The sequence below is a fragment of the Desulfocurvus sp. DL1XJH-121 genome (assembly GCF_054819825.1).
Window position 1 is genome coordinate 135,393 of the sequence record NZ_JBTVWW010000002.1, and the last position, 17,981, is coordinate 153,373.

At 66.1% G+C, this 17,981-nt stretch carries 15 protein-coding genes and 1 pseudogene; 15 read left to right on the forward strand and 1 reads right to left on the reverse strand.

Going from position 1 to position 17,981, the window contains the following annotated elements:
• The first annotated feature begins 11 nt into the window (after positions 1–11).
• From ACYYG1_RS02100 to ACYYG1_RS02150, 11 genes are all read left to right on the forward strand, one after another.
• Positions 12–1,172, forward strand: coding sequence for a putative sulfate exporter family transporter (locus tag ACYYG1_RS02100; RefSeq protein ID WP_461208615.1), 1,161 nt, complete (start codon positions 12–14; stop codon positions 1,170–1,172).
• Positions 1,173–1,182: 10 nt separating this feature from the next.
• On the forward strand, positions 1,183–1,335 hold the full coding sequence (locus ACYYG1_RS02105; protein ID WP_461208616.1) for a hypothetical protein: 153 nt from the start codon (positions 1,183–1,185) through the stop codon (positions 1,333–1,335).
• Between the two features lie 9 nt (positions 1,336–1,344).
• Positions 1,345–1,542 carry a hypothetical protein gene (locus ACYYG1_RS02110; protein ID WP_461208617.1) on the forward strand — a complete coding sequence of 66 codons (198 nt, stop codon included), beginning with the start codon at positions 1,345–1,347 and terminating at the stop codon, positions 1,540–1,542.
• A gap of 20 nt (positions 1,543–1,562) precedes the next feature.
• Positions 1,563–1,853 (forward strand): ComEA family DNA-binding protein, encoded by a 291-nt coding sequence (locus ACYYG1_RS02115; protein ID WP_461208618.1) that lies wholly within the window; start codon positions 1,563–1,565, stop codon positions 1,851–1,853.
• 11 nt (positions 1,854–1,864) lie between these two features.
• Complete coding sequence (locus ACYYG1_RS02120) at positions 1,865–2,317, forward strand: multiheme c-type cytochrome (RefSeq protein WP_461208619.1); 453 nt, start codon at positions 1,865–1,867, stop codon at positions 2,315–2,317.
• Positions 2,318–2,327: 10 nt separating this feature from the next.
• Positions 2,328–3,023 (forward strand): DUF1573 domain-containing protein, encoded by a 696-nt coding sequence (locus ACYYG1_RS02125; RefSeq protein WP_461208620.1) that lies wholly within the window; start codon positions 2,328–2,330, stop codon positions 3,021–3,023.
• 127 nt (positions 3,024–3,150) lie between these two features.
• Positions 3,151–5,124, forward strand: a complete 1,974-nt coding sequence (locus ACYYG1_RS02130; RefSeq protein WP_461208621.1) for an ATP-binding protein — start codon at positions 3,151–3,153, stop codon at positions 5,122–5,124.
• A gap of 2 nt (positions 5,125–5,126) precedes the next feature.
• Positions 5,127–6,482: a sigma-54-dependent transcriptional regulator gene (locus ACYYG1_RS02135; protein ID WP_461208622.1), complete on the forward strand. Its 1,356-nt coding sequence runs from the start codon at positions 5,127–5,129 to the stop codon at positions 6,480–6,482.
• 381 nt (positions 6,483–6,863) lie between these two features.
• Entirely contained in the window at positions 6,864–8,345 is a 1,482-nt protein-coding gene (locus ACYYG1_RS02140; protein ID WP_461208623.1) for an aryl-sulfate sulfotransferase, read from the forward strand.
• A gap of 106 nt (positions 8,346–8,451) precedes the next feature.
• A complete protein-coding gene (locus ACYYG1_RS02145; protein WP_461208624.1) occupies positions 8,452–9,891 on the forward strand; it encodes an aryl-sulfate sulfotransferase in 1,440 nt (479 codons plus the stop codon).
• A gap of 81 nt (positions 9,892–9,972) precedes the next feature.
• A complete protein-coding gene (locus ACYYG1_RS02150; RefSeq protein ID WP_461208625.1) occupies positions 9,973–10,296 on the forward strand; it encodes a ComEA family DNA-binding protein in 324 nt (107 codons plus the stop codon).
• Between the two features lie 457 nt (positions 10,297–10,753).
• On the opposite strand, the pseudogene ACYYG1_RS02155 reads toward ACYYG1_RS02150, so the two are convergent.
• Positions 10,754–10,888, reverse strand: a pseudogene (locus ACYYG1_RS02155) (hypothetical protein); the annotation flags it as partial.
• 299 nt (positions 10,889–11,187) lie between these two features.
• Between ACYYG1_RS02155 and ACYYG1_RS02160 the strand changes: the two are divergent.
• From ACYYG1_RS02160 to ACYYG1_RS02175, 4 genes are all read left to right on the forward strand, one after another.
• Entirely contained in the window at positions 11,188–12,636 is a 1,449-nt protein-coding gene (locus ACYYG1_RS02160; protein WP_461208626.1) for a catalase, read from the forward strand.
• 220 nt (positions 12,637–12,856) lie between these two features.
• A complete protein-coding gene (locus ACYYG1_RS02165) occupies positions 12,857–13,540 on the forward strand; it encodes a TetR/AcrR family transcriptional regulator (protein WP_461208627.1) in 684 nt (227 codons plus the stop codon).
• Complete coding sequence (locus tag ACYYG1_RS02170; RefSeq protein WP_461208628.1) at positions 13,537–14,547, forward strand: efflux RND transporter periplasmic adaptor subunit; 1,011 nt, start codon at positions 13,537–13,539, stop codon at positions 14,545–14,547. The genes ACYYG1_RS02165 and ACYYG1_RS02170 overlap by 4 nt, the downstream gene beginning before the upstream one ends.
• Positions 14,548–14,550: 3 nt before the next feature.
• On the forward strand, positions 14,551–17,724 hold the full coding sequence (locus ACYYG1_RS02175; protein WP_461208629.1) for an efflux RND transporter permease subunit: 3,174 nt from the start codon (positions 14,551–14,553) through the stop codon (positions 17,722–17,724).
• Positions 17,725–17,981: the final 257 nt, after the last annotated feature.

Below are 17,981 nucleotides of genomic sequence, written 5' to 3' on the forward strand. Positions count from 1 at the left end.
CGAGGATCACAATGAATACCACCACCGCCACCATCTCCTACGAGCAGCGCCGTCGCTCCCTGGCCAGCGCGCTGTATTCGTTCCAGGAGATCCTGCCGGGGCTGCTGGCCATGTTCTTCATCGCCATCTGCAGCAACAACCTGGCCGGGGTGCCCAACCCCCTGACTCTGGAGAACCTCTTCGCCTGGCTGGACGGCGTCATCGGGCCGGTGCGCCACCAGCCCTTCTTCCAGGTCATGAACTCCAACTTCGTCTGGAACCCGCTGCTCCTGGGCTTGGTCATCGGCAACGTCTTCGGCGTGCCTGACTCCTGGAAGCGCGGCCTGTCCTACATCCATATGCTCATGCCCCTGGGCATCATCATGCTGGCCCCGCACTTCATGCTTGGCCACGCCTTCAAGATCGGGCTGGCGCCCATGCTCATCTGCACGGCCTCGCTGTTCGTCACGGCCAGCGTGACCCTGCTGGCGGCCAGGTGGCTCAAGCTGGACGACCGCCACGGCTCCATCATCGCGGGCGGCCTGGCCACGGGCGACCCCCACGCCTGCGCCATCCTCATGCCGCTGATCAAGGCCAAAGGCGGCCAGGTGGTCAACTCCGTGGCCTGCGTCGTCGGCTTCGGCCTTATCGCCATGTTCCTGCTGCCCGTCCTGGGCGGCTGGCTGGGCATCCCGGCCAAGTACTTCGGCCTGGCCTCGGTGCTGGGCGTGGGCAACGGGGCCCAGGCCCTGTACGCGGCCTTCGGCGCGGGCTACGAGGCCGGGCGCTGGGCCACCTGGTTCGACGTGGGCCGCCACGTGATCATGCCCGCCGGGTTCTTGTACGTGTTCATCGTGATGTTCGTGCGCAAGCTCCGGCACCGCGACGACCCCGAGGTCCGGGCCACGCGGGGCATAAAGACCTTTCCGGCCTGGCTGGGCGTGTTCGTGTTCCTGTGGGTGCTGGCCTGCCTGCACCTGTTCAAGGAGCCCGCGCACCACGCCATCTTCAACATGGTCAAATGGGACTTCTCCCTGGCCGCCGGGGCCCTGGGCCTGAGCCTGTCCCTGCGCGACATCGCGGCCCCGGGGCTCAAGGGCTTCGCCGTGACCTGCATCGCCGGGGCCGTGCGCATCGCGCTGCTGCTGGCCGCCATCATGACCTGCGTCAAGACCGGCCTGCTGCCGGCGTAGGGAGGACCCCATGCAGAGGAACACGCACACCACCGACGAAACCGGCTTCGACTACATGGCCAACACCGGCCGGGAAGAGCAGGACCGCGACACCCTGGGCATCGTCCTGGCCCTGGCGGTCATGGCTTTTGCCACGGTCTGCCAATACCTGGGCCTGCTCTAGGAGGGACACATGCACGGCATCTACCTGTATCTGCAACCGGCCTTCCTGGTCGTCCTGGTCCTGGCCACGGCCGCGGCCCTGTACATGGGAATCTTCAAGGCCCACCGCAAGGGCGCCGGGGCCAAGGCCCTCTGGGGCACGGCCAGCGGCGTGCTGTCCGCGGCGGTCTGGGCCTTCTTCTACAGTCATCAATACATGGGCTGGTAAGCGGCCCGAGGAGTCAAACGATGAAACGCATTCTTCCCCTCCTGATCCTGGCCCTGGCCCTGGCCGCGCTTCCCGCCCTGGCCGCCGACGACTCGGGCAAGCTGAACCTGAACACGGCCACGGTGGAGCAGCTGGCCCAGATCCCGGAGATCGGCGAGGACCTGGCCAAGGCCATCATCGAACTGCGCGAGGAGAACGGCGAGTTCGTGGACATGGAGGAGCTCCTGGACGTGGACGGGGTGGACCCGGCCCTGCTGCGCAAGCTGGACAAGTACCTGTTCATCAAGCCGGCTTCGAGCTGCAACTGCTGACGGGGGACGCCATGGCCCGCATCAGCATCGCCGCCGCCCTCCTGATCCTGGGGCTGTCCGTGGCCGCGCGCGCCGAGCTGTTCGGCGACTACGTGGGCCACACGGCCTGCGCGGACTGTCACCAGGGCCAGGTCCAGGGTTGGAAGACCACGCCCCACGCGAGAGCCTTCGAGGACCTCAAGCACCAGGGCGCGGAAAAGCAGTCCGTGCCCGGGTGCGTGCGCTGCCACGTGGTGGCCATGGACGCGGACGGGGGCTTCATGGACATGGAGCTGACCCCGGAGCTCAAGGACGTGCAGTGCGAGGCCTGCCACGGCCCCGGCCGCGCCCACGTGGAGTCCCAGGACCCCAAGGACATCGTGGCCCGGCCGGACGAGGCCTCGTGCCGCGTCTGCCACACCGAGGGCCAGGACAGGAACTTCGACTACGCCGTGAAATCCCGTCTCGTGCACGGGGAACAGTAGAGGATACGACATGAAACTGCGCACCATCGCCCTGACCGCCGCCCTGGTTCTGTGCGTGGCCGCGGCCGCGCCCGCGGGCCAGCTGGAGATCAGCGAGACCCAGGTCCGGTTCGGCGACATGCAGGAGGGCCCTGACGCCCGGAAGACCATCACCTTGACCAACGCCTCCAAGGAGCCCGCGGTCATCGCCAACGTCTCCACCAGCTGCGCCTGCACCACCACGGAGCTGGACAAGACCAGCCTGGCCCCCGGGGACACGGCCACCATGGTCATCACCTATCATACGTTCAAATATCCCGGTAAGTTCGACAAGACAGTCCACGTCTTCACCGGGCCCGGCGGCACAACCGAGGACGTGATCCACATCCTGGGCTACGTGGACCCCGTGCCCATGGGCGTCATGGAGGTCACCCCGCGCAAGACCGAGGTGGGCGCGCTCGTCGCGGGCAAGGCCAATCCCGTGAAGATCGTTGTCACCAACGCGGGGGACGCGCCCATGACCGTGACCTCGGTGGAATCCCGCAAGTTCGGCAAGGTCTACTGGCGGGGCTCCCTGGCCGTGGCCCCGGGGCGGAGCGCGGACGTGGCCTTCGAGGTCGCGCCGGGCGGCCCCGGCCGGTTCATGGACATCATCATGGTTCATTCCGACGCCCGCAACGACATCGGTCAGGGCTTCAAGGCGGTGCTCACAGGTGAGGCGAAGTAGCGAAAGCGGCGTAAGCGGCGAACAAGGCGGATGCGGCTCCTCCGTACCGCAGCCGTCCGTTCCCCCCCCGGTCCTTCTCCACCGGGGGGGGAGCAATTCACCGGGAATTCCAGGGACCCCGGGCCGTATGGCCCGTCGGGTCCTTTTGCGCTATTCTGCGGGCATGAACCGCCAGTGCCGCTTTCTCCTCGTCCTCGTCCTGCTGTTCGGAGTCCTGGCCCCGCTTCCGGCCCGAGCGGAAAAGCCCTTGCGCGTGGGCATCCGCCCCTCGTCCCCGCCGTTTTCCTTCCTGGCTCTGCGCGAGAACCAGAAGGCCGTGCGCGGCTTCGCCGTGGACCAGTGCGTGATGATCGCCAAGGTCCTGGGCAGGCGGGTGGATTTCGTGCCCGTGGACGATCTGGAAGAGCGCCTGCGGATGCTCGCGTCCGGGCAGATCGACCTCATCGCCTACGACTCCGAGATCCATGCCGGGCCGTGGGCGGCCTTCATCCCCGTGGGCATCAACCTGCGCCATCGCCTGTATGTGCACCGCCGCTGCAGTTCCGTGACCTGCATGCGCGACCTCCACGACAAGCGCATCGTGGTCATCAGCGCCGCGCCGTATTCCGTGGTCCCGCCCCTGGACGGGGAGATCATCCGCGTGACCTCCCCCCTGGAGGCCCTGAGCATGCTCGACCGGGGCGCGGTGGACGTGTTTCTTGCGCCTTCGGAGCGCGTTGCAGACTTTCTCATCGATTCCAATTCATTCCAGAACGTCCTCAAGAAGGGCGTGCCCCTGGGCGAGACTCCCCTGGGCATCCTGGTGGACGCGCGCAGCGTGGACCTGGGTGCGGACATCCGCTCGACCCTGGAGTTCCTGGGGCGGGGCGGGCACCTGGAGCGGCTGAACGAGAAGTGGTTCGGCAAGACCGTGGGCGGCCTGGACCTGCGTAGGTACTACAAGCACATCGCTGCGGTGGGCGCTTCGGTGGCGGCTCTGTTCGTGGGCTTCGTGCTCTGGAACGTGTCCCTCAAGCGCCGGGTGGAGCGGGTGGCCCGCGACCTGCGGCGCACTGAGCAGCGCTACAGGGACCTCATCGAATCGTCGCCGGACATGATCTTCCTGGTGGAGGAGTCCGGCCGCATCCTGCACGCCAACGAGCGTGCGCGCAGTGCGCTGCTCCTGCCCCCGGCCTCTGAGAAGGCGGATTTTGGGCAACTGGTGGTCAAGGATTCCCCGGACGTGGCCGCGTTCCTGGACAAGGTCTTCCACGACGGTTGCGATAAGTACGAATTCGCCCTCAAGACCAGGGACGGCGTGTCCATGGAGGTGGAGGTGGCCGGGCGCGTGATCCAGGGCGCGTCCGGGACGGACCTCCAGGCCTGCCTGTTCGCGCGCAACGTCACCGATCGCAACCGCATGGAGGCGGAGCTGATCCAGTCCGAGCGCCTGGGCGTCATTGGCAAAATGGCCGCCAGTCTGGCCCACGAGATCAACAATCCCCTGGGCATCATCCAGGCCAATGCCGAGGATCTGCTCTACGCGGCCGACGCGGGCCAGGAGAGCCGCGAGGGGCTCACCGCCATCCTGCGCAACGCCGTGCGCGCCGGGGAGATCACCACCGGGCTCCTGGACATGGCCTCGCCCAAGCCCCTGTCCCGGAATCTGTTGCACCTGGAGGACCTGGTGCGCGAGAGCGCGGCCCTCTTGGGCCCCAAGCTCAAGCGCCTGAGCCTGGATCTGCGATTCCCCGAGGAGCCCCTGGCCGTGCTGGGCGACGCGCCCAGCCTGCACCAGGTGCTCGTGAACCTGATGCTCAACGCCCAGGAAAGCATGCCCGACGGCGGCACCCTGACCATCACCGGCCGGGTGCAGGGCGAGGGCAGCGCGCGCACCGCCAGGCTGGTGGTGCAGGATACGGGCCGGGGCATCCCGCGCCGGGACCTGCCCAACATCTTCGAACCTTTTTTCACGTCCCGCAAGACCGGCTTCGGCCTGGGCCTGTTCATCTCCCGGCGCATCGTGGAACGCCACGGGGGCATCGTCTTCGCCGAATCCGAGCCGGGCCGGGGGACGCGCGTGATCATCGAGCTGCCCGCCCTGGGCCGCGAGGAGGCATAGCCATGCCCGAGAAGATTCTCATCGTTGACGACGAGCAGGATTTCCTGGACATACTCAAGCGTTCCCTGGGCAGGCAGGGCTACGTGGTGCACACGGCCGCCACCGTGGGCGAGGCCTGGAACGCCCTGTCCGAGACCATGTACGACCTGGTCATCAGCGACCTGGCCATGGAGCCCGCAGGCGGCCTGGAACTGCTCAAGCAGCTCCGCAGCATCGACAGCATCCTGCCGTTCATCATCATGACCGGGGCCGGTTCCATCGAGTCCGCGGTGGAGGCCATCAAGTTCGGGGCCTACCACTATATCACCAAGCCCTTCCACATGCAGGACCTGCTGCTCCTGGCCAGCCGGGCCATCGAGCACGGCCAGTTGCACCGCAAGCTGGAGAGCTACGACTCCCGCGAGCGCGAGGACGACCACCAGAGCATGGTCATCGGCAACAACGCCCTGGTGCAGCAGATGCTGAACGTGGTGGAGAAGGTCTCGGATTCCGACGCCTCGATCCTCATCCAGGGCGAGACCGGCACGGGCAAGTCCCTGTTCGCCAAGCGCATCCACAAGGCCAGCTCCCGGGCGGACAGGCCCTTTTTCATCATCGACTGCGGGTCCCTGGCCGAGCACCTGTTGGAGAGCGAGCTCTTCGGCCACGTCAAGGGCGCGTTCACCGGGGCCATCCGGGCCAAGCGCGGCCTGCTGGAGGAGGCCCAGGGCGGGACCATCTTCCTGGACGAGATCGGGGAGCTGTCCCCCGCCACCCAGGTCAAGCTCTTGCGCGCCATCCAGGAGAAGGAGATCAAGCCCGTGGGCGGCAACATGCCCATCAGCATCGACGTGCGCTTCCTCTCGGCCACCAGCCGCGACCTGGAGCGGGAGGTGGAGAGCGGGGAGTTCCGCAAGGACCTCTACTACCGCCTGGCGGTCATTCCCCTGCATCTGCCGCCCCTGCGCCAGCGCCAGGACGACCTGGTGATCTTCGTGGACCACTTCGTGCGCAAGTTCAACGCCCGCTACAACAAGAACATCACCGCCCTGACCCCGGGCACCATGCAGCTGCTCCTGGAGTCGCCCTGGAAGGGCAACATCCGGGAACTGGAGAACGTCATCGAGCGGGCCGTCTTGCTCACCGAGGGCCGGACCATCAGCATCGAGGACCTGGGCACCCCGGTGCAGCCCTTTGCCGAGTCCCTGGGGGACGGCGAGGCGCAGGTCGTGTCCCTGAAGCACGCCGTGGAAAAGGCCGAGATCAACGCCATCCGCCAGGCCCTGTCCATGGCCGAGGGCAACCGCTCCAAGGCCGCCAAGATCCTGGGCATCGGCCGCCGCACTTTGTACGATAAGATCGAGGCCTACAATCTTTGACGATTCTTGCGTCCGTGGGGCGCGGGGCGGGCCTCGCCGGGGGCCCGCCTTATTTTTCACAAGCCTTGTGCGGGGTCGCGCACAGGGCGCACGCCCCCTTGAGCGGGAAACGGCACACACAAGTGTCGTCTTCACTTTCAATAAACTGAAATAGTTGACTTAATAATGGAGTCTTACCTGGCATGCTCCTTGATTATGGGCAGGTGTATGGGCCCCCGGGGCCATCTGCTGGTGCGAAATGGGACAAGATCCCCGCGCCATGCGCCCCGGCCCACACCGGGCCGCGCCCGGCCCCTGCGGCCGAACCGAGACAGGACGACGCCACGGATCGCGAAACATTCTACAACTGCTCAACCCCGCTCAAGAAGAGGAGGCTTCACGATGAAACGACACACCCGATGGCAGATGGTCATCATGGCCTGCGCGATGGCCCTGGGACTGTGCGTGAGCGCCCAGGCATACGAGGCCATCACCGGCCCCACCGGCGTGCTTTACTACGACGTGGACAAGGCCTACCAGGGCTACACCCTGTTCGACCCCACGGTGGGCAGCAAGACCACCTATCTCATCGACATGCGGGGCAACATCGTCCACACTTGGAAGAGCGAATACCCCGCGGGCCTGCATTCCGTGCTCCTGCCCAACGGCCACCTGCTGCGCGCGGGCGCCCTGCCCAGGAAGAAGGAGATCGGCTACTGCGCCATCGGCGGAGCGGGCGGCATCCTCGAGGAGTTCGACTGGGACGGCAACAAGGTCTGGGAGTACAAGCTCTTCACCAAGGGCAAGGAGATCCAGCACCACACCTTCTGCCGCATGCCCAACGGCAACACCATGATCCTGGCCTGGGAGGCGATGTCCAAGGAGGACGCGGTCAAGGCCGGGCGCAATCCCTTCACTATCCCCAAGCAGCCCGTTATGTCCAAGGGCGTTCCCCACGACGCGTTCTGGATGGACTTCGTGCGCGAGGTCGATCCCGAGGGCAAGACCGTGTGGGAATGGCACGTCAAGGACCATATGGGCAGCGGTCCGCACAAGCTGGACTTCAACTACACCCTGCCCGAGCCCATGGGGAGCGTGTATCCCAACCTCGACTGGTCGCATTTCAACACCGTGAACTACATCCCCGGGACCGACACCGTGGTCCTGAACTCCAGGAACCTGTCGGAGTTCTACTTCGTGAACCACAAGACCGGGGCCATCGAATACCGCTGGGGCAACCCCTCGGCCTGGGACCCGGACGCCAGGAAGCCCGGCTACTGGGACGACGGCGACCAGAAGATGTTCGGCAACCACTGCGCCACTCCCCTGGAGAACGGCCATGTCCTGCTCTTCGACAACGGCTCCGAGCGCCCTGAGGCGCGCCGCTCCCGGGCCGTGGAGGTCGATCCCAAGACCGGCGAGGTCGTCTGGGAGTACGCCTCCAGGCACACCAACAGCTTCAATTCCCACCGCCAGGGCGCGGTGCAGCGTCTGGGCAACGGCAACACCCTGATCACCTCCACCCACGGCGGCCACCTCATCGAGGTCACCCCGGACAAGGAAGTGGCCTGGGAGTTCGTGAGCCCCATCTACGCGGGCAAGGTCAAGTGCGTGGTGGGCGACAAGGACGCCTTCCCGTCCTCCCTGGACGCCACCACCAACATGATCCACCGGGCCCATCGCTACGGCGAGGACTACCCGGCCTTCTACGGCAAGACCCTGACCCCGCAGGGCTACATCTGCGGCGACGACTGCCCGCGCTTCTTCCGCGACTACCACGCGGGCGCAGGCCTGTCCGCTGCTCCGGCCCCGGCCAAGGCGGCCGCCAAGGCCCCGGCCAAGGCCGAGTCGGAGGGCGACGGTCCGGCCATGGTGGCCTACTAGCCGAGGATTGCCAGCGGCCGGGCCGGGTGCCCCGAGACGGCGTTCCCGGCTATAAATGACAGCACAGCGCGTCCGAAGAGCATCGGACGGTCATACAGGAGAGGACATGAAAAGACGTGAGTTCATCACCGGCGCGGCGGCCCTGACCGCGGCGACGCTCATCAACCCCATGAAGGCGTTCTCCTTCCCCACGGTGTTCCCCCACGGCACCACCATCTACAAGCCCGAGAAGTGCTACGGCGGCTACACCGTGTTCGGCACGGAGGTGGAGTCCGAGGGCACCGTGCTCATCGATATGAACGGCAACGTGGTCCGGCAGTGGAAGGACATCTGCCAGGCCGAGCACCCGCCCAAGATGCTCAAGGGCGGCTTGCTGGCGGGCACCAGGCGCCCGGCCCCGGAGAAGAAGGGCCGCGTCTGGGGCGACGAGAGCTCCACCGACCTGGTGGTGGTGGACTGGGACGGCAAGGTGGTGCGCAAGATCCCCCGCGCGGGCATGCACCACGACTACCAGTTCGAGGGCAACTCCGTGGGCTACGCCGTGCCCGGCATGCCCCTGGACAACTACAACGGCAAGATGCTCATCCTGTCGCACAAGTTCACTCACAACCAGTACATCACGGACAAGGAACTCTACGACGACTACATCGTGGAGATCGACAAGGACGGGAACATCATCTGGGAGTGGACGGCCTCGGAGCATTTCAAGGAGATGGACTTCCCCCTGGAATTCAAGAAGGCCATGTACAAGTATCCCACGTTCTCCATGACCCGCACCCCCGGACGCAAGGGCGGCGACTGGATCCACGTCAACGCCGCCTCCTACCTCGGCCCCAACAAGTGGTATGACGAGGACCCGGTGCAGTACGCGGTGTTCAACCCCGAGAACATCATCATCTCCAACCGCCAGACCAACACCAGTTGCATCATCGAGAAGAAGACCGGCAAGGTCGTCTGGCAGATCGGGCCCTACTACTATCCGGACACCATGTGGGAGTTCGGCGGCAAGCAGTACAAGCGCGCCTACCGCAAGCTGGGCCAGATCGTGGGCCAGCACCACACCCATATGATCCCCAGGGGCCTGCCCGGCGAGGGCAACATCATGATCTACGACAACGGCGGCTACGCGGGCTACGGCCCCCGCAACCCCGGCGCGCACGTGGGCTGGTCCGACGCCCGGCGCGACTACTCGCGGATCATCGAGTTCGACCCCAGGACCCTGGAAGTGGTCTGGGAGCATTCGGCCAAGCAGATGGGCCTGCGCAACAAGTACCAGTTCTATTCGGACTACGTGAGCTCGGCCCAGCGCCTGCCCAACGGCAACACCCTGATCACCAACGGCGCGGTGGGGCAGTTCCAGGAAGTGACCCCGGACCACGAGATCGTCTGGGAGTACATCAGCCCCTACTACACCAAGAACGGCAACTACAACCTGGTCTACCGCGCCATGCGCGTGCCCTACGACTACGTGCCGCAGCTGTCCAAGCCCAGGGAGCGGGCCGTGATCCCGCCGGAGAACACGACCTTCAGGATCGAGCCCAAATAGCTCGACGGGATTGACGGGTGGGGCGGTCCCTCACCTCCGGCCGCCCCGTCGCCCTTGAAACGCATAACGGGAGAACAAGACATGAAGACTACCATCATCGCCTGCCTGCTGGCCCTCGCGTGCCTGGCCTTCGCCGGAACGGCCATGGCCGGCGGCACCGTCAGCTTCAACAAGGCCACGGTCGAGCAGCTCATGGCCATCGAGGACATCGACATCCCCGAGGACCTGGCCAAGGCCATCGTGGACTACCGCAAGGCCCACGGCCCCTACAAGAAGGCCGAGGACCTGCTCAAGGTCCCGGGCATGACCCAGGACTTCATGGAGGAGCTCAATCCCCAGGTGGAAGGCGGGGACGTGATCTACGACCCCGACGCCGAGCCCGCCCTGGCTCCTTCCAAGTGCTGACGCGGCCCAGGCCGCGGGAACGGCCGGGGAGTCACATTCGGCCATGCTGGATTCCGAACAGAACGTGCGCTAGGTGGTGGAGTCCTGTCATGGCCTGCAAGGCATCGGCAGGGACGTGACCTGACCGTTGAAAGACGATTCGCAGAAAAACAAAGGGCCCGGGTTCTCCCGGGCCCTTTGCGTTGCGGATGGCGGCGGCGTCAGCCGCCGAGATAGGCCTTCTTGACCTCGGGATTGCCGATGAGCTCCTGGGCGCCGCCCTCCAGGACGTAGGCCCTGTGCGAGATGGCCAGCGCGTGGGAGGCCATCTGTTCCACCAGGAGGATGGATATGCCCCGCTCCCTGAGGCTGGCGATGATGGCCTTGGCTGGTTGATTTCGTGGTGCACCAGCCCGGCCGCCGGCTCGTCCAGGAGCAGCAGCCAGGGCGACGTGGCCAAGGTCCGGCCGATGCCGAGCAGCCGCTGATGGCCCAGGGAGAGGTTCTTGGCCGGGGTGGCGGCCAGAGCTTCCAGCCCCAGGAAGGAGAGCTCCTCGTGGGCCTTGTCCGTGATTTTCCGCTCCCCGACCATGCCTTCGGGCAGGACCACCATCGAGAACAGCAACGGGCCCCCGTTGAAAGAGATTGGTGCCAGGGCGTGGGCGAGGTGGGCCGGGCGAGCGGTCAGCCCTTGGCGGGTTACGGTTCTGCAAGATTATCAGTAGCTCGATGGCGGCCGACGTCACCGCTATCGCCGCGAATGCCCCTGGCGCAGAACGATAATTCCGCCAAGACCCTGTCGGACCTGAGCATAATAAAAGTAGTTCTCATTGCCACTTTCTGATGGCTCGTATATGCTGCTGCATAAAAACGGTGTGACCAAATCAGGAAATTCAAAACGAGGGTAACAGCATGGCCAAGAAGCAAAAGATGACCACTGATGACGCCGGGATCCCCGTATCCAGCGATGAATTTTCCCTGACTGTGGGAGCGGACGGGCCCATAGTGCTCCATGATCACTATCTCATGGAGCAAATGGCGAACTTCAACCGCGAGATGATTCCGGACCGCCAGCCCCACGCCAAGGGCTCCGGCGCATTCGGCTTTTTCATGACGACCCGGGACGTGAGCGCCTACACCAAAGCCGCGCTTTTCAAGCGCGGCGTGAAGACGGATGTGCTGGCCCGCTTCTCCACCGTGGCCGGTGAAAGCGGAAGCCCGGACACCTGGCGGGACGTGCGCGGATTCGCCCTCAAGTTCTACACCACCGAGGGCAACTACGACATGGTCGGGAACAACACGCCGGTGTTCTTCATCCGCGATCCCATGAAATTCCACCACTTCATCCATTCCCAGAAGCGGCGGGCCGACAGCGGCCTGCGCGACGGCGACATGCAGTGGGATTTCTGGACGCTGTCCCCGGAATCCGCGCATCAGGTGACCTATCTCATGGGCGACCGGGGCGTTCCCAAGAGCTACCGGCACATGAACGGCTACACCAGCCACACCTACATGTGGGTTAACGCCAAGGGCGAGCGGTTCTGGGTCAAATACCATTTCCTCACCGATCAGGGCATCGAGAACCTGACCCAGGAGGAAGCGGACCGCATCGCGGGGTCCGACGCCGACTACCATCGGCGCGATCTGTTCAACGCCATCAAGGCCGGGAACAACCCGAGCTGGACCCTCAAGGTCCAGGTCATGCCCTATGCCGAGGCCAAGACCTATCGCTTCAACCCCTTCGACCTGACCAAGGTCTGGCCGCACAAGGACTATCCCCTCATCGAGGTGGGCAAGCTGACCCTGGACCGCAACCCCACCGATTTCCAGGCCGAGATCGAGCAGGCGGCCTTCGAACCGGGCAACCTCGTCCCGGGGATCGGCGCGAGCCCGGACAAGATGCTCTTGGCGCGCCTGATTTCCTACGCCGACGCCCACCGCGCGCGCCTGGGCGTGAACTACAAGCAGATCCCGGTGAACCGGCCCATCGTTGAGGTCAACAACTACAGCAAGGGCGGCGCCATGCGCATCGACAAGGCCTCGGATCCGGTCTACGCCCCCAACTCCAAGGGCGGTCCCGTGCCCAATGCCGGGAAGTACCCCGAAGACGCCGTTTGGCAGGCCGACGGGGAGTTCATCCGCGCGGCCTATACCCTGCACAAGGACGACGACGACTTCGGCCAGGCCGGGGCGCTGGTGCGCGACGTCATGGACGACGAACAGCGGGCCCGTCTCGTGAGCAACGTCATCGGCTCTCTGGCCGGGGTCAGCAAGCCGGTCCTCAAGCGCGTGTTCGAATATTGGCGCAACATAGACAAGGAAACGGGCGAGCGGATCAAGAAAGGCTGCCCCAAAGGTTGATCCCGTCTCATGAATATCCCGGCTGCGGCGACGCCGCAGCCGGGATTTTTTTGTCCATCGGATCCGGGAAAGGCAATCGGCCCGCACACGCCGTTTTCGGGGAAAAGGCATCGGGCACCCGTGTTCCGGGACATGGAAATGTCACTTGACAAAGAATGAAACAGTTGTTTTAAGGCTGATCAAAACAACTGATTCAATCATAAGTTTGAAGGAGCCCTGTATGGACGATGGCAGCATCCGGGAGCCCGGGACCAAGGGGCGGCTGTTCAAGGCCGCTGTGCTGGTCTTCGCGGCCCGGGGATACGAGGCCGCCACGGTGCGCGAGATATGCGCGCGGGCCGAGGCCAACGTGGCGGCGGTGAATTATTATTTCGGGGACAAGGAGAATCTCTACCGCCAGGTGGTGGCCGAGATATTCCGCGCCGCGGCGCGCACGCGTGCGCCCCTCCTGCCACGGGACGCGGATCCCGTGGACAGGCTGCGCGCGCACATCCGGGCCTCGTTCCAGGAGATTTTGCCCGTGTGCCACGAGGAGCACGGCGTGGACCAGGAGCAGTGCCTGGCCATGGGCGTGATCTTCCTGGTGGAGCTCGCCCGGCCCACCCAGGCCCTGGACGACATCGTGGAGAACTACATCGGCCCGGACTGCGATGAGCTTCGCGACATCCTGCGCACCCTGGCCGGCCGCGACCTGCCCCCCCGGCTCCTGAACATGTGCATGGCCAGCGTCACGGGCCAGGTGCTACACTACTACTATTCCTATCCCATCATCCAGCGGCTTCTGCCGGACAAGGGCGCGTACATAAAAAGACCGGAATTTCTGGATCTGGCCGTGGAGCACGTGCTGCAGTTCAGCCTGGGCGGCCTGGAGCGCGTGCTCGGCCGGGGAGGTGCTTCGTCATGAGTGTGCGTCGTCATATCCTGGGGCTTGCGGCCTGCGCGCTGTTCGCCTGCGTCCTGTGGGCCGCGCCCGCCTGCGCCGCCGGGACCGCCACGGCCCTTGCCTCCGTGCATCGGGTGGAGCTCACGGGCTTCACCCGGGCCCTGGCCACACTGGACCTGGTGGCCGAGGAGCAGGGCCGGGTGCTCTCCGTGGCCGCGGACGTGGGCCAGGCCATCGGCCGCGGCGGCGTGTTCGCGCGCATCGACCCCACCTTCATCAGGCTGGACCTGGAGTCCAACCGCGTGCAGCAGGCCAAGCTGGCCTCGCGCATCGCCTACGACTCCAAGGAGGCCCGGCGTTACCGGGACCTGGTGGCCAGGGGCACCGCGCCCCAGTCCACCCTGGACCAGCTGGAGCAGACCCTGGACGCCAGCCGCCATGAGCTGTCCGCCCTGGAAGTGGCCGGACGGGGGCTCGCCGAGCGCCTGCGGCGCACCAGCGTGGCCGCGCCCGCGGGCTGGCTGGTCACGCGCCGCGACGTGGAGCCCGGCCAGTGGGTGGCCTCGGGCCAGGTCCTGGGCCGGGCCGGGGACTTCTCCACCCTGCTGGTGCCCTTCGCCCTTTCCCCGGAGCAGTTCCGGGCCCTCGCGGACCTGGGCAAGGCCTTTGCCGTGACCCTGGCCGAGGGCGGGGCCGAGGTTTCGGCCTCGGTGTACCGCGTGAACCCGGGCTTCGACCCGGACACGCGCAAGATCCAGGTGGACCTCGCCCTGGACGCGAAGCTCGCACACAAGCGCGGTGGGCTGCGCGTGCTGCTGGGCCTGCCCATGCCCGAGGCCAACGGCGCCGTGCTCGTGCCCGCCTCGGCCGTGGAGGAGCGCTACGGGGAGCATTGGGTGACCCATGCCGACGGGCGCGAGGTGCGCGTCATGGTCCTGGGCGACGACGCTCGGGGCGGCGGTCTGCTGCGCGTCACCGGGGCGGGCCTGCGCCCGGGCGACGAGATTCTCGACAAGGGAGGGAACTAGCCCGTGCGTCCGGTGATCCGTTTTTCCTTGGCCCAGAGGGTCTTCTTCAACCTGGTCTTCGTGGTGCTCATCGTGGCCGGTGCCTTCAGCATGGCCCGCCTGCCCGTGGAGCGCTATCCCCAGGTGAACTTCGGCAAGGTCTTCGTGTCCACCTTCTATCCCGGGGCCTCGTCCACGGACGTGGAGGCCCTGGTCACGCGCAAGATCGAGGAGGCCATCGAGGACCTGGAGGGCGTGGAGTTCGTGGAGTCGCGCTCGGCCCACCAGACCTCCACGGTCATCGTCAAGTTCGTGGACGACTCGGACTACGAGGACCTCTACGACGACCTGCGCTTCAAGGTCCTGTCCGTGCAGGGCGAGCTGCCCGACGAGGTGGACCCGCCGGAGTTCACGCTCTTGCGCACCTCGGACTGGCTGCCCGTGGTGGCCGTAAACCTGGTGGGCGAGCGCTCCAACCGCGTGCTGACCCTGTTGGGCGACGAGCTCAAGGTGCCCCTGTCCCAGATTGCCGGGGTCCAGGAAGTGGAGCTGGCTGGCGAATACACGCGCGAGTTCCACGTCTACCTGGACCCGGACAAGCTCGCGGCCCTGGGCGTGACCTTCGACCAGGTGTCCCAGGCCCTGCAGGACGCCAACCTCTCGGTGCCCGCCGGCGACTACACCGACGAGTCCGGCGAGTTCGTGGTGCGCGTGGACGAGAAGTTCCGCGACCGCTCCCAGGTGGCGGCCACGGTGGTGCGCCGCGACTTGGACGGCTCCTTCGTCACCGTGGGCGACCTCATGAGCGGGGCCGCGCTCTCCCACCGCGACCCCACGGTCATCGCCTCGGTGAACGGTTCCGATTGCGTGACCCTGAAGGTCCTGAAGACCGAGGAGGGCAACGCCCTGACCATCAAGGAGGGCGTGGACCGGGTGCTGGCGGACTTCGCCCCGGTGCTGGAGCGCGAGGGCGTGCGCGCGGTCCTGACCCAGGACTCCACCTCCTACATCCGCGACGCCATGAGCACCCTGGGCTGGAACCTGGCGCTCGGCATCGTGCTGGTCTGCGCCATCATCTGGTGCTTCACGGGCTTCCGCAACGCCTGCCTGACCACCATCGGCATACCCTTCTCCTTCCTGGTGACCATGGTCATCATGCGCGTCACGGGCAACTCTTTGAACGAGATCACCCTGTTCTCCTTCGTCCTGGTCTCGGGCATCATCGTGGACGACGCCATCGTGGTCCTGGAGAACATCTACCGCCATGTGCAGCAGGGCGACCCCCTGTACGACAGCGTGGTGGACGGCGCCAGCGAGGTCATGCTGCCCGTGGTCTCGGCCACGGCCACCACGGTGGCGGCGTTTCTGCCCATGCTGATCATGACCGGGTCCACGGGCGAGTTCTTCGCCCTGATCCCCAAGGCCGTGGCCTTCGCCATCGCGGCCTCGCTGTTCGAGTGCATCTTCATCCTGCCCCTTCACTACCTGGACTGGGGCCCCAGGCCCAAGGCGGAGAACGAGCCCGAGGAAAAGGACAACGCGCTCATGCGCGTGCTGCGCGCGGGCACCGACGCCCTGGTGCGCGTGACCCTGCGCTGGCGCTACACCAGCCTGGGCGTGGTGCTCCTGGCCTTCGTGGTCGCGGTGGTGGCCATGGGCCTGTCCGTGTCCGGCGTGGCGCCCTTGGTGCGCATCAAGTTCTACCCGGACGACTACAATCTCTACTACGTGTTCGTGGAGGAGCCTGCGGACACGGCCATCGAGGAGACCTCGCGCCTGTGCAAGGACATCTCCCGGGAGATCATGGCCGGAGGCCCGGGGCGCGCGCGTTCGGCGGCGGCCTACGCGGGCTTCGTCATCAACGAGGACTACAGCCAGGAGTTCGGCTCCAACTTCGGCACGGTCATGGTCACCCTGCCCGAAAAGGCGGACCGCGAGTTCGACGACCCCCTGGCCCATCTGGACGCCATGCGCGATCGCATGGTGGAGCTCTTCCAGAAAAACGGGGTGCGCATCCGCGTGCGCGCGGAAAAGGACGGCCCGCCCACGGGCAAGGACCTGAACGTGCGCGTGGTGGGCAACAACGAGGAGTCCGTGCAGGGCCTGGCCCAGGCCGTGTACGAGGATTTGACCACGGATCCGGGCATCGCCCCCTACCTGGACCAGCCCGACGACGGGGCGGGCCTGACCCAGCGAGTCTACAGCCTGGGCGTGGACCAGCGCCGCGCCCGGGAGTTCGGCCTGACCACCAGGCAGGCGGCGCTCCTGGCCGGGGCCGTGCTGGACGGCCGTTACGTGGGCAAGTTCCGCCTGGCCGACGAGGAGGTGGACCTCAAGCTGCGCCTGGACCCGGAGAGCATCCCCTCGCCCGCCGACGCCCTGCGCGTGGCCGTGGCCGAGGACCCCGCCGGGCCCGTGCGCCTGGGCGACATAGTGCATCCGAAGATCCTGGAGGAATCCGGCGAACTCACGCGCTACAAGAACCAGCGCTCCCGCTCCGTGAGCGCCAACATCCGCCAGGGCGCGCCCATTTCCGAGCCCTCGGTGGTGCGCCACGTGAGCCTGTTTTACGAGACCGTGCGCGACGGCTACCCTGGGGCGGCCTTGGCCTTCGGCGGGTCCCACGAGGACACCAAGCGTTCCTACACCTCCCTGGCCTACGCCTTCGTGGTGGCGGTGCTGATCATCTATCTGATCCTGGCCACGCAGTTCAAATCCTACCTCCAGCCGCTGATCATCCTTTCGGCCGTGGTCTTCGCCCTCATCGGCGTGGTCTTCGGCAAGCTGGTGACCCAGTCCCTGTTCACCATCAACAGCTTCATCGCCGTGGTGGGCGTCACGGGCGTGGTGGTCAACGACTCTCTGGTGCTTATCGACTTCATCAACCGCGCCCACCGGGCCGGGAAGACGCGGCGCGAGGCCATCGAGGAGGGCATCCGCGTGCGCCTGCGGCCCATCCTGCTGACCACGCTGACCACCACGTTGGGCTTGCTGCCCATGGCCTTGGGGATACCGAGTTATTCCCTGGTCTGGGGCACCATGGCGTCGACGTTCGTCACCGGCCTGGGCACGGCCACGTTCCTGACGCTGTTCATCGTGCCGGTGGAGTGGGATCTGCTGATGGGGATGAAGGCGCGGTTGTTGCGGCGCAAAGAGCGGAAGAACGGGGGGAAGCCCGTGGAGAAAGCCGAGGCGTGAGGGTGGGGGCTTGGTTTGGGAGTCGTAATGCAAAACCAACGGTTCCCTCCCTCCCCACCCGCCGCGTTCCCTCGCGGGTAGGGCGTTGGTTTGTCGGGAATGAAGGGAGAGGTGACGCGGCCGCGCCCCATGCGGGTACGGGGGGCTTCGCTTTTCTGATTACCATCACAGCCGCTGCGCCCCCCGTACCCGCATGGGGCGCTGGGCGGTCGTGGTGGTGCGGTCCTCCGTTGATTTCTCCCCTCGTGTCGCGGCAC

Bases quoted from the DNA above. Each gene is read 5' to 3' on its own strand.
- ACYYG1_RS02100 (WP_461208615.1), top strand. From the start codon at position 12: ATGAATACCACCACCGCCACCATCTCCTACGAGCAGCGCCGTCGCTCC.
- ACYYG1_RS02105 (WP_461208616.1), top strand. From the start codon at position 1,183: ATGCAGAGGAACACGCACACCACCGACGAAACCGGCTTCGACTACATG.
- ACYYG1_RS02110 (WP_461208617.1), top strand. From the start codon at position 1,345: ATGCACGGCATCTACCTGTATCTGCAACCGGCCTTCCTGGTCGTCCTG.
- ACYYG1_RS02115 (WP_461208618.1), top strand. From the start codon at position 1,563: ATGAAACGCATTCTTCCCCTCCTGATCCTGGCCCTGGCCCTGGCCGCG.
- ACYYG1_RS02120 (WP_461208619.1), top strand. From the start codon at position 1,865: ATGGCCCGCATCAGCATCGCCGCCGCCCTCCTGATCCTGGGGCTGTCC.
- ACYYG1_RS02125 (WP_461208620.1), top strand. From the start codon at position 2,328: ATGAAACTGCGCACCATCGCCCTGACCGCCGCCCTGGTTCTGTGCGTG.
- ACYYG1_RS02130 (WP_461208621.1), top strand. From the start codon at position 3,151: ATGGCCCGTCGGGTCCTTTTGCGCTATTCTGCGGGCATGAACCGCCAG.
- ACYYG1_RS02135 (WP_461208622.1), top strand. From the start codon at position 5,127: ATGCCCGAGAAGATTCTCATCGTTGACGACGAGCAGGATTTCCTGGAC.
- ACYYG1_RS02140 (WP_461208623.1), top strand. From the start codon at position 6,864: ATGAAACGACACACCCGATGGCAGATGGTCATCATGGCCTGCGCGATG.
- ACYYG1_RS02145 (WP_461208624.1), top strand. From the start codon at position 8,452: ATGAAAAGACGTGAGTTCATCACCGGCGCGGCGGCCCTGACCGCGGCG.
- ACYYG1_RS02150 (WP_461208625.1), top strand. From the start codon at position 9,973: ATGAAGACTACCATCATCGCCTGCCTGCTGGCCCTCGCGTGCCTGGCC.
- ACYYG1_RS02160 (WP_461208626.1), top strand. From the start codon at position 11,188: ATGGCCAAGAAGCAAAAGATGACCACTGATGACGCCGGGATCCCCGTA.
- ACYYG1_RS02165 (WP_461208627.1), top strand. From the start codon at position 12,857: ATGGACGATGGCAGCATCCGGGAGCCCGGGACCAAGGGGCGGCTGTTC.
- ACYYG1_RS02170 (WP_461208628.1), top strand. From the start codon at position 13,537: ATGAGTGTGCGTCGTCATATCCTGGGGCTTGCGGCCTGCGCGCTGTTC.